The 14,483-nt window shown below is 38.6% G+C and carries 11 protein-coding genes; 8 read left to right on the plus strand and 3 right to left on the minus strand.

What is annotated here, in order from left to right; genetic code table 11:
* The first annotated feature begins 23 nt into the window (after positions 1-23).
* Positions 24-878, plus strand: a complete 855-nt coding sequence (locus ACN0TV_RS07300) for a phosphodiester glycosidase family protein (protein ID WP_417361594.1) — start codon at positions 24-26, stop codon at positions 876-878.
* Positions 879-994: 116 nt separating this feature from the next.
* On the opposite strand, the gene ACN0TV_RS07305 is transcribed toward ACN0TV_RS07300, so the two are convergent.
* Positions 995-1,243, minus strand: a complete 249-nt coding sequence (locus ACN0TV_RS07305) for a hypothetical protein (protein ID WP_417361595.1) — start codon at positions 1,241-1,243, stop codon at positions 995-997.
* A 141-nt stretch (positions 1,244-1,384) separates the two neighbouring features.
* Here ACN0TV_RS07305 and ACN0TV_RS07310 point away from each other — a divergent pair, with 141 nt between their 5' ends.
* The 6 genes from ACN0TV_RS07310 to ACN0TV_RS07335 all read left to right on the plus strand — a co-directional run bounded on the left by ACN0TV_RS07310 (position 1,385) and on the right by ACN0TV_RS07335 (position 11,043).
* Complete coding sequence (locus ACN0TV_RS07310) at positions 1,385-2,731, plus strand: FAD-dependent oxidoreductase (RefSeq protein ID WP_417361596.1); 1,347 nt, start codon at positions 1,385-1,387, stop codon at positions 2,729-2,731.
* Between the two features lie 245 nt (positions 2,732-2,976).
* Entirely contained in the window at positions 2,977-6,102 is a 3,126-nt protein-coding gene (locus tag ACN0TV_RS07315; RefSeq protein WP_417361598.1) for a SusC/RagA family TonB-linked outer membrane protein, read from the plus strand.
* 8 nt (positions 6,103-6,110) lie between these two features.
* A complete protein-coding gene (locus tag ACN0TV_RS07320; RefSeq protein WP_417361600.1) occupies positions 6,111-7,748 on the plus strand; it encodes a RagB/SusD family nutrient uptake outer membrane protein in 1,638 nt (545 codons plus the stop codon).
* A 24-nt stretch (positions 7,749-7,772) separates the two neighbouring features.
* A complete protein-coding gene (locus ACN0TV_RS07325) occupies positions 7,773-8,897 on the plus strand; it encodes a SusE domain-containing protein (RefSeq protein WP_417361602.1) in 1,125 nt (374 codons plus the stop codon).
* A 57-nt stretch (positions 8,898-8,954) separates the two neighbouring features.
* Complete coding sequence (locus tag ACN0TV_RS07330) at positions 8,955-10,130, plus strand: glycoside hydrolase family 76 protein (RefSeq protein ID WP_417361604.1); 1,176 nt, start codon at positions 8,955-8,957, stop codon at positions 10,128-10,130.
* Positions 10,131-10,401: 271 nt separating this feature from the next.
* Positions 10,402-11,043: an NAD(P)-dependent oxidoreductase gene (locus tag ACN0TV_RS07335; protein WP_417361606.1), complete on the plus strand. Its 642-nt coding sequence runs from the start codon at positions 10,402-10,404 to the stop codon at positions 11,041-11,043.
* Between the two features lie 45 nt (positions 11,044-11,088).
* Here the strand turns inward: ACN0TV_RS07335 and ACN0TV_RS07340 are convergent, their stop codons facing one another.
* Together ACN0TV_RS07340 and ACN0TV_RS07345 are read right to left on the minus strand one after the other, a co-directional pair.
* The gene (locus tag ACN0TV_RS07340; protein ID WP_417361608.1) at positions 11,089-11,976 is read right to left on the minus strand and encodes a sulfite exporter TauE/SafE family protein; all 888 of its coding nucleotides are present in this window, start codon (positions 11,974-11,976) and stop codon (positions 11,089-11,091) included.
* A gap of 169 nt (positions 11,977-12,145) precedes the next feature.
* Positions 12,146-12,865, minus strand: a complete 720-nt coding sequence (locus tag ACN0TV_RS07345; RefSeq protein WP_417361610.1) for a hypothetical protein — start codon at positions 12,863-12,865, stop codon at positions 12,146-12,148.
* A gap of 322 nt (positions 12,866-13,187) precedes the next feature.
* Between ACN0TV_RS07345 and ACN0TV_RS07350 the strand changes: the two genes are divergently transcribed.
* Entirely contained in the window at positions 13,188-14,396 is a 1,209-nt protein-coding gene (locus ACN0TV_RS07350) for an efflux RND transporter periplasmic adaptor subunit (protein WP_417361612.1), read from the plus strand.
* Positions 14,397-14,483 lie beyond the last annotated feature (87 nt).

The raw sequence follows: 14,483 nt of genomic DNA on the forward strand, positions 1-14,483 counted from the left end.
GAAAGATTTAAAATAAAGTTTAGATGATTAGATATATTGTATTAGGATTTTTACTAACCGTTGGAAGCTTCACTGCTGTACAAGGACAAACAACCGAATCAGCCTCAGCTAAAATTGCGAATGCACAGTGGGAACGTCAAGCGGTTTCTCCTGAGATTGTTTGGAAACACCACCAATTTGATGATCTATTTGATTCCAAACAAAGCATTACGGTATTTGAAATAGATCTTTCCAAGGGAACTATTGAATTAGCTCTACCACATGTTGAATCCGGATTTGTGACCACCAGTGAATTTGCGGAGCAAACAGATGCTATTGTAGCAATTAACGGTTCTTTTTTTAATACTAAAACAGGTGGATCCACGGTATTTCTAAAACAAGATGGTAAAGTCTATTCTAGAACGGGAGAGAAATTTACCTCATATAGAGAGAATGCTGGTTTTGCAGTCAATAAAAAAGGAGACATATCCATAATTGAGCGTCCGGAAGAAGGATGGAAATCTTTGGTGTCGTATCCGACCTTACTGGCTTCAGGGCCACTTCTGATCAATCAAGAAGAGATCGTGAGCCAAAAAGACCAAAAGTTCAATACCAATCGTCATCCACGAACGGCTATTGGTATTACAAAAGACAACCGTCTCATCGCTGTGGTAGTTGATGGTAGAAATGCCAATGCGCATGGGGCTAGTATACAGGAACTCTCCATAATTATGGAAGCCTTAGGGTGTACTGACGCAATGAATCTCGATGGAGGAGGATCCTCTGCAGCATGGGTAAAAGGTCAAGGTATAGTAAACTATCCGAGTGATAACAAAAAATGGGATCACCTGGGTGAGCGTGCTGTAGCCAATGCACTTTGCTTTAAGCTAATAAAATAGACTTTAACAGGCCTAAGTTTAGTAAAGCCTATGAGTGGTAATACTATAATCACAGAACCAATAATGGTTTTTACAACAAATTATCGCTTCTGTGATTTTTATTAAATCGTTTGAAATTATTCGAATTGCTGGGAAAGCTTGTTGACCCTAATTTGATATTCCCCTATGGCTTCGCGAACCATATCTACATTATCCGAGGCTTTTTGATGGGCCTCTTCCATTACTTTTTCCAATTTAGCATCAGGTTGAGCAAACAAATCTGTAATGACATGATTGATCTTATCAATACTACTTTCCTGGGTGTTTTTAATATCTTCTAGCTTGTTTAAAATTTTTTGCATGTGCGCTAATTTCTCCTCACTCATAATATTAAAGTTTTGATTTGTAACAAAATACGAAAAAATATTCACTTTTGTGGAGACCTACATTAAAGTCAGCTATTTGAAATTTCTTAACTTTGACCGATTTCCCGTAACTTCACGGGAATTTTTATACATAATTTACCCATGCAAACACCTAAGAAAGTAGGGATAACTGGAAGTGGACTCGTTGGTAGTTTATTAGCAATCTATTTAAAACGACAAGGTCACGATGTAGATGTTTATGATAGAAGACCTGATATCCGAAATATGGAATTCTCCGGAAGATCCATCAACTTAGCTGTATCGACAAGAGGGTGGAAGGCCTTAGATCATGTCGGAATCAGGGAAGAGATACAAGCCTTAGCCATACCGATGGATAAACGCGCAATACATGTGCAAAGCAAGCCGGTTTATTATCAGTACTACGGTAAAGAAGGCGAGGCCATATATTCCATTTCAAGGGGAGTACTCAATAAGAAAATGATTGATTTGGCTGAGAAAGAGGGTGCTAATTTTATTTTTGAATCCAAAGTTTGGGATGTCTCACTTTCGGAAGCAATCCTTTATACCGGTGATAGCGAAAAGAAGGACTTAGAGCCACAACCTTATGATTTAATTTTTGGAGCAGACGGAGCTTTCTCTAGGATTCGTCACAAGATGCAACGCAGTAGCATGTTTAATTATAGCCAAAGTTTTTTGAAAACCGGCTATAAGGAATTGTCCATTCCAGCCAATGCCGGCAATACCCATAGAATGGATAAGAATTCACTTCACATTTGGCCGAGAGGGGAGTTTATGTTAATCGCCTTACCCAATTTAGATGGAAGTTTTACTTGTACCTTGTTTATGCCTTATCATGGAGAGAACTCTTTTGAGCAGTTGGATACGGAATCAAAGGTCCAGGCATTTTTTAAAAAGTACTTTGATGATGTTGTCAAGGATATGCCTGATTTGATTACAGAATTTTTTAAAAACCCAACAAGTTCCTTGGTGACTATTAAATGTGAGCCTTGGACAAGCTTTGATAAGGTGGCTTTAATCGGAGATGCAGCTCATGCTATAGTTCCTTTTTACGGACAGGGGATGAACATAGGCTTTGAAGACATCACGGTACTCAATCAGCTTATAGAGCAGCATGGCGATGATTGGAAATCCATCTTCGAAGATTACCAAACCGAGCGCAAGCCAAACGCAGATGCTGTCGCAGAACTCAGTTATAGGAACTTTATGGAAATGAGTTCCAAAACAGCGGATGAAATGTTTTTACTCAGAAAGAAAATTGAAAAGCGTTTTTCCGAAAAACATCCTGATAAATGGATGCCGCTATACAGTAGGGTTACCTTTACAACAGATCCTTACAGCGAAGCCCTAAAACAAGGAGATCTTCAAAAAGCAATCATGGATGATATCATGAAGATGGATTCTATAGAAAAACTATGGGATAGTGAACGGGTAGAACAGAGGATCCTTCAGGAGCTCAACCAGAGCTGACCGGATAATACTTTTAGATAAAATATCGCATTGGTTTTAGGAAATTGAGATTATTTCGTCCTTAATTTGTCTCGACAGTAAATTTATTTTAATAAATATAAGATCTATTTATGTGGCTAAGTAACAGTGCTTTAAGTGTCATATTGGTGGAATATAAAAAAAATATTTGTTTTCCTAAAACGTTTTAGTATATTGCATAGATTATTTCATTAATCTTAATTAAACTAAACTGCTGTTAAAACAAAATGAAACTTATTCTAAAATTTTTTTCATTATCTCATGTTAAACTTAGAAGTTGTGGGGCAAAGCTAAGACTTAAAAATTATGTGTTCTTAGCACTGCTGCTTTTAGGAATTCATACACCAGGTGTATACGGTAATGAGTTACAACAACAACCAATTGTTGTAAAAGGAACGATTACAGACTCTAGCGCAATGCCGCTTCCGGGAGTCGCTATTGTAGAGAAGGGGACTTCTAATGGAGTCCAGACAGACTTTGACGGGAATTATTCCATTGAGGTCTCGTCTAAAGAGGCAACACTTGTATTTTCTTATGTCGGGATGAAGACCATTGAAAAATCTGTCGATGGACAATCTATTGTGGATGTGGTACTCTTAGAAGATTTGCAAACATTAGATGAAGTCGTAGTTGTCGGCTACGGAACTCAGAAAAGAGCTAATGTAGTAACTGCTGTTGACCAGATTAGTGATGAAGCCTTTAAAGGAAGAGCTTCCACTAATACAACTCAGGCCTTACAAGGTAAATCACCGAGTTTAATCATTCAACAACGGAATTCTGAGCCTGGTGCCGTACTTAACATCAACGTTCGTGGGGTGAGTACCCTAGGTAATAATAGCCCATTGGTGGTTATCGATGGTATAGTGGGTGGTGATATTAACTCACTCAATCCTGCTGACATCTCCAGTGTTTCTGTGTTGAAAGATGCAGGTAGTGCTGCTATTTATGGATCTAGGGCTGCCAACGGTGTAGTTCTGATAACCACAAAGTCTGGTCGCAAAAACCAAGCGATGAAAGTTTCTTATAGCGGACTAGTCGGTTTTAATATCCCTTATTACTTTACCAAACCTGTACATGGTTATGAAAATGCTATGCTCAGAAATGAAGCTGCATATAATTCTAATGAAAATACTGCGGTGTTTACTTCCGCTGAAATTGAAGCGTATAAAGCCCAAGGTGACCAAGAGTGGTTTGCAGACGAAATTGTACAAGCGGCACTTCAACAAAATCAAACCATTTCGGTATCCGGAGGGAATGAAAATTCTACTTATATGGTTTCTCTAGGATATTTGAATCAGCGTAGTAATTTAGTTGGTCCATCTAAAGGAATGGAGCGTTACAACTACAGAATCAATTTAACCAATGAGTATGGGAAATTGAAGTTGACGTCAAACCTTGCCTATTCAAAACAAAAGATAACAGATCACTCTTCGAATACAAGCACGCTAATGGTAGATGCTTTCCGTGTTCCGTTATATTATAGTCAAAAAGACGAAGAAGGGCGTTTAGTTACCAATGATGTCTTACAGCAGTTTAATTCCCTAGGAATCCTAGAAGAAGGAGGATTTAGAAAATATGATAACGACGATGTTTTCGGGAATATATCTGCAGAACTTAGCCTTACGGATAATTTTAAATTAAGAGGTGTGTTTGGAGGAAGATTGTATTCCAATTCCATGTTTAGCAGAACTAAAAGAGTAGATTTTTTCCCGCAGGGAGTTTATGGCGCTGATAACAACACTAGAGACGAGCACCGAAAAAGCTTGGATTTAAATACTCAGTTTATGGCGGAATACTCCAAAACATTCGCAGAGGATCACAACGTCAACCTTCTGGTAGGTGTATCTAATGAGAGTCATAGCGATAGAGGAACTGGGATTTTTAAAAAGTATACCGATCCAGACCTAGGGACTCCTATAACAGATACTGAAATTGAGGAGGGCTCCTATAACTCTAACCAAAGTTCATCCAAGAGTAGTTTAAACTCTTTATTTGGGAGAGCCTCTTATGATTATAAAGGAAAATATTTTGCCGAGTTTAGCTTTAGATATGATGGTTCATCAAAATTTAGAGACGACATTCGTTGGGGTTTCTTCCCTTCTTTATCCTTGGGGTATAAAGTAACTGATGAAGACTTCATGCAAGGCTATAAAGAGAATTTCGGAAATATAAAACTAAGAGCCTCCTATGGTATACTTGGAAATCAAAACGTTGGTAATTACCAGTATCAAACAACGTACTTTACTTTCCAGAATGCTTATGGATTCAACAATAGTGGGGTCAGTGGTACTGGATACGACTTTGCGAACCCGGACATTCAATGGGAGAAATCAGCCACCTTTAACGTAGGGGCTGATCTAGACTTCTTAGATGGTGCGTTCACCCTTTCTTTTGATTACTTTGATAAAGTCACCAAAGACATATTAATTCCACCTGCAGTTCCTGGCGTTTACGGAACTGACTTGCCGGATTTCAATGCAGGAGAAGTTGGTAACAGAGGTTGGGAATTGAGTGCAACCTATAGACATTATGGTAAATTATTTAATCACACCTTATCTGTTAATGTAGGAGATTCTAGAAATGAGGTATTGGATTTTCAAGGTGATGAACGACTAAGACAACTAGAAGAATTACAAGTTATACTAAGAGAGGGGCTACCTTTTAACTCCTACGTTGGACTTAAAAGAGATGGTTATTTCCAAAGTATGGAAGAAATTCAAAATGCAGCAGTCCCTGAAGGTTTAACTGTTGTTCCAGGAGATAACCGCTATGTAGATTTAAATAAAGATGGCGTTATCAACGATGACGATAAGTTTGTTTTTGGCAATCCATTCCCTCGCTACACCTTCGGTATAACTTATGCGATGGAAGTTAAAAACTTTGACCTAAGTATCTTCCTTCAAGGTGTTGGTAAAAGAACCATGATGATCAGGGGAGAGCAAGTTGAGCCATTCCATTTCAATTATGGAATGACCATGTACACACATCAACTAGATTATTGGACTCCTCAAAATCCAGATGCGAGATATCCTCGTTTGGCTAATAACGGAACACAATCTAATACAAATAATTTTAGAAGAGGATCAGATATGTATTTGTACGATGGCGCTTATGTACGACTCAAAAATATCCAAATTGGATATTCTTTGCCAGCTGATGTTGCTAAAAAAATCGGATTGGATAGTTATAGATTTTATGTCTCCGGACAGAACTTATTAACCCTGTCAAAGGTTGATTTTGTCGATCCTGAGCTATCAGAATTTAATAGTAGTCTACAATCTTCTGGTGCAAATAGTGGTAGGGCATATCCAACATTGGCTTACTACGGATTGGGAATTGATATTACTTTTTAAACCGAGAAATGATGAAAAAACGAATGATATATAAAATTAAGCTTCTTTCCATATTAGCAATTTCGATTGCGATTTATGGATGTGAAGATCTAGATCAATATCCTGAAAATAAATTTACAGACGAAACCTATTGGACAAGTGTCAGTAAGGCTCAGACCGTACTCAATACAGCTTATTCGCAAATGTTCAGCAGTCAATACTTCTTTTACAACGAGGCCATGTCTGATAATGCGTACAACGGAAGAGGTGATATTGCCGGTTCAGCTTCCATTGCTGCCGGTACCTATGATGCTTCTTTAGGACGTTTCAAGGAAGAATGGAATAATAGATATGCAGGTATAAAATCGTGTAATATTCTACTAGAAAACATTGATAGAGTAGAGGACTTAGATCCAACTGTAAAAGAACAAATGAAAGCTGAGGCTCGTTTCTTGAGGGCTTGGCAGCATTTTCAATTGATGACTTGGTTTGGAGATATTCCTTTAGTGACTGCTGATATTTCTTTAGAGGAAGCAACATCGGTTACGAGAAGCCCAAGGGCAGAAGTTCTAAATTACATCTTAAGCGAGTTAGATGCTGTAGCTGAAATCCTTCCAACAAAAGCTCAGTACAGCGAGGATGAAAGAGGGAAAATTACAGCCGGTGCGGCAGTAGCCTTAAAAGCGAGAGTTCAGTTGTATGAAGGAAATTGGGAAGAAGTAATTCTAGCCTGTGAAAAACTGATGAACGGTTCATCTTATGGATCGTATTCACTTTTCCCTTCCTATGAAGGTTTATTCCTTCCAGAAAACGAGTATAACAGTGAAGATATTTTAAGTCTTCAATTTGTACCGGAATTTAGAATGTGGGGAGAATATTTTGACATGGCGCCACTTTCCGCTGGCGCGAGATTAAATGCCATGGCTCCTACACAGGAACTCGTTGATTCTTATGTGATGTTGAATGGGTCAGCTATAGATGAGACAGGTTCTAGCTACGACGAAGAAAACCCTTATTCCAACAGAGATCCACGTCTTACTAATACCATTGTTTATCACAACTACCAATGGAAAGAACAAGACGGAAGCACACATACCATTTACATCGAGCCAGGTTCTTCACCTGATAGCGCTGCAGATGAATATGTATCTGGTTCTTCAGCCACTTCTACAGGGTACTATTTGAGAAAATATTATGACCCTAGCCATCTTTCTTCATTGAATTCTGGTTTGAATTTGATGTTAATCCGTTATGCGGATGTGCTACTGATGTATGCTGAGGCTAAAAATGAATTGGGACAACTCGATGCAAATGGTTGGAATCAAACTATAGGAGCGCTTCGAAAAAGAGCAGGATTTACCGATGCGGCAGCCTTGAATTTCGATTCTAGCTTATCCGAAGAGAATTTAAGAACGGTAGTTAGAAACGAGCGTAGGGTTGAATTGGCCTTTGAAGGATTGCGAATCTTCGATATTCGAAGATGGAAAACTGCAGAGGATGTATTAAATGGCTGGGCTCATGGCGCTAAATTTAGTGCAACTTCCGAAGACGGAGGGTATTTAAGAGTGAATCAAAGAAATTTTGATCCAGGCAAACATTATTTGTGGCCAATCCCACGTGATGAACGACTCATTAACCCCAATCTATCTCAAAACCCTGGCTGGTAATTTAGTAACCATAAAGTAAACGTAATGAAAAATATATATTTAAAAATCATAGTAATGCTTACCGTAGTTTTTGCGGCGAGCTGTAGTGACGACGATTCTTTGTCTCACACAAATGTTAGTGCAGTCAATACTTTATACGCACCTGTAGACGGTCAATTCTTTAATCTAGGCGCTCAAAGTTCTGCCTTATTTGAATGGGAGGCCTCTAAAGCTGAAGACAATGGAGTAGTCCTCTATGATGTCGCATTTGACACAGAGGAAGGTGATTTTTCAAATCCGGTTTATGTAATACCTTCTGACGGAAAGGGATTCCAAAGAAGATTGAATTTGCCATTTACTGAGTTAAACAGAATTGCCGGAATGGCAGGTATTGCTTCAGAGACCATAGGAAAACTCAAGTGGACCGTCTTTGCTTCAAAAGGAATTAATGTACAAAAAACGGATGTTTTTGGAACCATCGAAGTGGAGCGCCCTGGAGGGTTTCCAATACCTGACGAGGTATTTATTACCGGAACAGCTACCGAAACCGGTGATGATTTGGCAGCTGCTTATGGTATGAAGAAAGTAGGAGCAACTTCCTTTGAAATCTACACCTCCCTTTCCGCAGGTGAGTATCAATTTGCAACTAGAAAAAGTGGTACACCGGAATTGTATCATATCGAGGGTACAAAGCTTGTTGAAGATGGAACTACTACCTATAGTGGAGAAGATGGTGTGCATAGAATCCGATTGGATTTCAGTGATGGTTCAGTGGAGGTTTCCAAAGTCTCTAAAATCGAATTGTGGTTTGCACCAGATGGCGCTTTCCTATTTGAGTTTGACTATGCCGGAAACGGTACTTGGGAAGCTTTAAACAAATTGATCACCTTTAAAGAACAGTCTTGGGGTAAAGATGAACGTTATAAATTCAAATTTACCTTAAACGACGGTAGCCAAGATTTCGAAGAATGGTACGGAAGTACAAATCCTGATAATCAAAGACCTACTACTGACTCACCAGAAGCTTATTGGTTTATGGTACCTGCACCAAACGATGATTGGACCAATACATATAAGTTTGCCACAGAGGTTGACGGAAGTAATGTAGATATTCAGATCATATACAATAGTACTGTTAGCGATTATACGCATAAAATAACAATACTCTAAATTTTATAAACAGTCCTTCCTTTAAAAAGTTTAAAGGAAGGGCTTAATAATATAACTATGAGAAATAAAATTGGTTATACCTATTTAATTTTAGCAACTTTTGGTCTTTCCTTGGTGGTGTCATGTTCCGATGATGATCCCGTGCCATTAAGAGATCCTTCAAAGTCTTCTGTCGAAAATCAAGTAATCAATTGGGATGCTGTTGCCGACTCTATTCAAACTGCTACCTATGATTCTTATATTGGATCTGAAGGTACTTTTAATGCCAGTATTGGTACCGGGGTTTATGGTAACTACTGGCCAAATGCACATGGTTTACATATTTTGGTCGATGCTTATATCCGTACTGGAGATGCAACCTACCTGAGTAAAATGAAGAATCTTTTGGTAGGCATTGAAACGAAAAACGGAGGTACATACTCTAATGTATTTAACGATGATATGTTATGGCTTGGTAACGCATGTGTTCGTGCTTATAATGCCACAGATGATATAAAATACAAAGAGGTTGCAGAATTTCTTTGGAATGATATCTTGTTGAGCTATAGTGAGGTATTAGGCGGAGGAATTACTTGGAAAAAAGACACGCCTAACCTGAAAAATGCGGTATCTAATGGTCCTGCTATTATTTTGGCGATGCGCCTCTATGAGCTCGATGCGAATCCCGAGTATTTAGACTGGGCCAAAAAATTGTATGCCTGGGAAAAAGAACATTTGGTGGATCCACAAACAGAATTGGTGTGGGATAACATAAAACTAGAAGATAATGGCGATATCGTAATTCAAAAGGATTGGATCTTTACCTACAATTTAGGAACCTGGATTGGTGCTGGATTACGACTTTACAATGCCACTGGAGAACAAAATTATCTGGATAATTCACTACGTGCCGGGCGATCTTTACTAAAGAGTCCTGAACTAACGACTAACGGCATTTTAAAAGACGAAGGTCAAGGTGATGGGGGCTTGTTCAAAGGGGTCTTAATACGGTATTTTACAGAGTTAATCATGCAAGACAATATCAGTGAGGCGGATAGAGGAGAATTTTTAAAATTCTTCGAATTCAACGCTGCAACCTTTTATAAACATGGATTAAGTCATCCTGGTATGCTCTCGAGCCCTGATTGGAGAAATGCACCAAAAGGTGCTACCGATCTCACAACACAATTAAGCGGTGTGATGCTGGTTGAAGCCGCTGCAAAACTAGAATTAGAAGGTTACTTCGAAGATTAAATTAGATTTAATTATAGTGTGTTAGCACTAAAATTGGTTTGCTATCCTTCTGGGATGACCCAGAAGGAATGGCGACCAAAACTACTCAAATGGCCATAATTCATTGGCATATAAGCTAATCTTCTTTTAGTTTGGTTGTTATTGTTCCTTAAATTACTTCATTCGAACCGAAGTATACGTAGTACTATTGAAATTCTATATATTGCCATCGCCTAATTTTAATATTTTGGCTACCTTTAATGATAACCAAAAATGATATTGCGATAGATTTATGGAAATTTTAATCATTGGTGCAACAGGACGAACCGGTCGTTTGATTATGAGACTAGCTCTGGAGGATGGGTATCACGTCACAGCATTTGTACGATCTCCAGAGAAACTCAACAGACCCGTAACAGGAGTTCGCATTATCCAAGGTGATGCTGAAGATGCTATGCAGATCCATAATGTGATCTCCCAATATAAATTTGATGCTGTTGTTATAGCCGTAGGTGCTGAAACCTTTAAATGTTCCAAGGTTAGAACTCAGACGACAAGAAATGTAGTGGACGCGCTTGAAAATAAAAGTCCATCAACTCGACTATGGGTGATCAGTTCTGCTGGAAGTAATGAAAGCATGGAGCAATTGGGGTTTTTTAGCAGGACCTTTATAAAAAACATCTTAAAAGGACACATTTCGGATCATTCCAAACAGGAGAATATTACCCAAAACAGCATTCTTCCTTATACGATTGTTCGCCCCACGGGACTCCGAGGCATAGGAGTGGTTGCCGATCATAATTATATCGTTGTCACTAAAGAAATGATTCCTACCGACTCTATAAAAAGGGGAGAATTAGCCCATTTTATAGTGTGTAATATGTTCAATGAAGAGTATGTCGGAAAAGCCGTGGTGGTCACTTCAAAACCTTAATAGCAACGAACGAAATCTACAGATAAATAGCTTAAGAATCTAGCTCTAGCCAATACTGTGGAAGATATTTAGCAAGGAGGTCAGGATAATGACTAAACTCACCACTATCATAAGTACCCTCTTGTTTATTCTTGAAGCGACCAGTGCGCCTAGTGGTGCTGCTAACATACCACCTAGGATGAGCCCAAGAACGACTTGCCAGCTATCCACGCCCACATAGAATAGAAAGATCCCAGTAGCAAAAAAAGTAACAAAAAATTCCGCAGTATTAACGGTGCCTATAGTTAATCTTGGATCTTTTCCTTGGTTGAGAATGTTTGAGGTTACAATGGGTCCCCATCCACCGCCACCGATGGCATCTAATAAACCACCGAACAAGGCTAAAAGCCCCGCTCTTTTGACTCTTTTACGTTTCTTGAAATTATTTCGGATTCCTTTTATAAGAATAAGAACCCCTAGAATCAGTAAGTATGCCGATATATAAGGTTTGATAAATCCGCTATCCAAGACAGCCGATAAAAGGTAAGCTCCGATGACTGCTCCAATAACCCCTGGAACAACCAATCTTATCAATAATTTTTTATCGATGTTCTTAAACTTCAAATGAGATAAGCCGGATACACCAGTGGTAAAAACCTCAGCCATATGAACACTCGCCGAGGCAATTTTCGGAGAAACTCCAAATTGTAATAACAGGGAAGTACTACTGGCTCCATAGGCCATTCCTAGTGCACCGTCTATTAACTGCGCACAAAATCCAATCGCAATAAAGGTATAAAAGGTGCTATCAAATGAAAAAAGGAACTCCTCACTTTGAAAAATGATATAAACGAAATATCCGATCATAACCAGGTTTAAACATAAAATAGACCAACCTATTTGTTTAAAACTTATACTGTCGACGGAATTTCTAAGGAGTTGAATTATACTCATTTGATTTCTGGTTCATTAAAAATTTCGGCTAAGGTATAAAAATAATTAATCCTATCGAATAAGTAGAGTATTAAAAAAACCCAAATAAACAAAGTGTTGTGCGACGCAATGCTCCAACAACAATGTATTTGGGCTTAATTACTAGTAGTAGTTAGTAATAGGTATTGTATTATTCTCCAAAAAGGAAATCGTGTATTTTAATGATATCACCTCTTCCAATTTGAACTAGGTCACTACTGTGTTTTAGAAAAATCCCCAATGATCTTTCGTTGTATAGAAGTTTCATCTCTGGTGAATAATCAGTAACCACATACATATCTCCGGTGAGTTTAAAGAAAGGGATTTCGAGTTTACCTCTAACACGTACGCCATTATTAACGATCTTTCCTTGTTCTAGGATGTCTTCTAAGTTAGATTCATCTTTTATCGTAGAAGAGACCTTGGCGTAAGCCACCATCATATTCATCCACTCCTGTCTGTCGATGAGGTACCATTTCACCTTATTATAGTCAATGCCGTATTGGTTAATCCAGCCGTGACTGGTAAAACCAAAGAGCACTTGTTTTTTGCCATCAAGCTCTGGTTTGTCGTTTGGAACGAATTCTTGAATCTTAAAGGTGATCACTGTGGCCGCAGACATGTCCTTTAATTTCTTACCATCAAAATCAAGGGTTTTTAACGAAAAGTTTTCCAATTCAGGCCTGTTGGTAAGCACCCATTGGGTGGCGGTAAGTTCTGCATTCTCTTTCATTTGTTCAATTGCAGCAACACCAACGCCAATGGCGACGAGTCCACCAATAATACCGGCAGCAGCTGCACCTTCTTGGGCGTTTGCAGTTTTAGGGGATAGATACATCACTAGAATGAACACTAAAAGTAGTTTTTTCATAGGTTTAGTTTTTGGTTTTTTGAATAGGTATAAAATTAAATTTTGTGAATTAAACTATGTTACGGGTTTCCATAAGGCTTAAAAAGATCATGGAATGAAAAGGAACAAATCCTCGATTTCCACTACTATACTGGGATTAACCAATATTTAAACCCCGTTAATATTATGTATTTAATACTGACTAACAGTCCGTGATATCATTTTGGTCATTTTTCACCCCATATTACATTTTGGTCATTTTTGAAAAAATTATGGTTAGCCTATAGGAGTATTACTGCCTTAATTTTGACCCTATTAAAAAACCGTAGAAGAACCATAGAAAATGAAAAAGAAATCAAACACAAGGAAAATTGGCATCATTGCCATCATAGGGGTCTTAGTCACCCTATTGGTCTTGGCCTTCACTCCAGATAGAGTAAGTGCGCAAGAGGAAGGTCAACAAGCAGCAGTTCCCGCTCTTGAAGTAGAAACTTCCCTGCCGTTGTATGAGACCATTACAGAATGGGATCAATACACAGGGAGATTTGAAGCAAGCAATCACGTGGATGTAAGAGCTAGGGTCAGTGGATTTTTAGAAAAAGTAAATTTCATTGACGGTCAACATGTCGAAAAAGGACAGGTATTGTTTGTGATTGATCAACGTCCTTATCGGATAGCACTGGATCAGGCCAAAGCGAATTACGCACAAACCCTAACCACTGTTAATATTGCAGAGGATAATTACAGTAGGGTAGAGTCTTTGAGAGCAACAGGCGCAGTTTCAATAGAGGAATATGATCAAAGAAAACAAGCACTTGCTCACGCGAAAGCCAGCCTACAATTGGCGGCAGCCAAAGTAGATCAAGCTGAACTCGATTTAGAATTCACCAGGGTTAAAGCTCCAATCTCAGGGCTTGTCAGTAGAGATCGTGTGAATGAAGGAAACCTTATCGATGGGGGTAGTGCCAATTCAACATTATTGACCACTATAGTGTCCACCAGTCCTATTCACTTTTACTTTACCGCTAGTGAGTCAAGTTATTTAAAATATGTTCGTTTGGCTAAAGATGGAAAACGAGAAGATCCACGAGAACAAGGGATTCCTGTAGAGATTCAATTGTTGGATGAAGAAAATTTCGTTCATAAAGGCAAACTAGACTTTATAGATAACCAGATCGACAAGTTATCAGGGACCATGGAAAGTCGTGCTGTACTAGAGAATAAGAATCACCTATTGGAACCAGGGATGTTTGGAAAAGCTAGAATCATTGGTAGTGGAGAGCACAAAGCCATCATGATTCCTGACCAGATTATCGGAACCAATCAGTCCTTGAGATTTGTCTATGTACTAAATGATAGTAGTGAAGTAGTGAGCAAGCAAGTTGAGTTAGGACCACTACACTCCAATGGACTGAGAATTGTAAGAGAAGGTTTGAGCAAAGATGATAAGCTCATCACCAACAACCTTCAAAAAATTAGACCGGGAATGCTAGTGCATACCTCACAAACTGATGTCGTATCTGGAGAATCGGAACTTGCTTCTTTGGAATAGTAAAATCTTGAAGGAATTTTATAGACTGTCATAGGAGGAGATAACCTCTTCAAAAAGAAACACATAGTGGTTCATTTTCCTTAGCTT

Origin of the sequence: Galbibacter sp. (assembly GCF_048266365.1) — a bacterium.
GTDB lineage: Bacteria > Bacteroidota > Bacteroidia > Flavobacteriales > Flavobacteriaceae > Galbibacter.

Coding starts and splice junctions, on each gene's coding strand:
- ACN0TV_RS07310 (WP_417361596.1), top strand. CDS start 1,385: ATGCAAACACCTAAGAAAGTAGGGATAACTGGAAGTGGACTCGTTGGT.
- ACN0TV_RS07330 (WP_417361604.1), top strand. CDS start 8,955: ATGAGAAATAAAATTGGTTATACCTATTTAATTTTAGCAACTTTTGGT.
- ACN0TV_RS07305 (WP_417361595.1), bottom strand. CDS start 1,243: ATGAGTGAGGAGAAATTAGCGCACATGCAAAAAATTTTAAACAAGCTA.
- ACN0TV_RS07335 (WP_417361606.1), top strand. CDS start 10,402: ATGGAAATTTTAATCATTGGTGCAACAGGACGAACCGGTCGTTTGATT.
- ACN0TV_RS07320 (WP_417361600.1), top strand. CDS start 6,111: ATGATGAAAAAACGAATGATATATAAAATTAAGCTTCTTTCCATATTA.
- ACN0TV_RS07350 (WP_417361612.1), top strand. CDS start 13,188: ATGAAAAAGAAATCAAACACAAGGAAAATTGGCATCATTGCCATCATA.
- ACN0TV_RS07325 (WP_417361602.1), top strand. CDS start 7,773: ATGAAAAATATATATTTAAAAATCATAGTAATGCTTACCGTAGTTTTT.
- ACN0TV_RS07340 (WP_417361608.1), bottom strand. CDS start 11,976: ATGAGTATAATTCAACTCCTTAGAAATTCCGTCGACAGTATAAGTTTT.
- ACN0TV_RS07300 (WP_417361594.1), top strand. CDS start 24: ATGATTAGATATATTGTATTAGGATTTTTACTAACCGTTGGAAGCTTC.
- ACN0TV_RS07315 (WP_417361598.1), top strand. CDS start 2,977: ATGAAACTTATTCTAAAATTTTTTTCATTATCTCATGTTAAACTTAGA.
- ACN0TV_RS07345 (WP_417361610.1), bottom strand. CDS start 12,865: ATGAAAAAACTACTTTTAGTGTTCATTCTAGTGATGTATCTATCCCCT.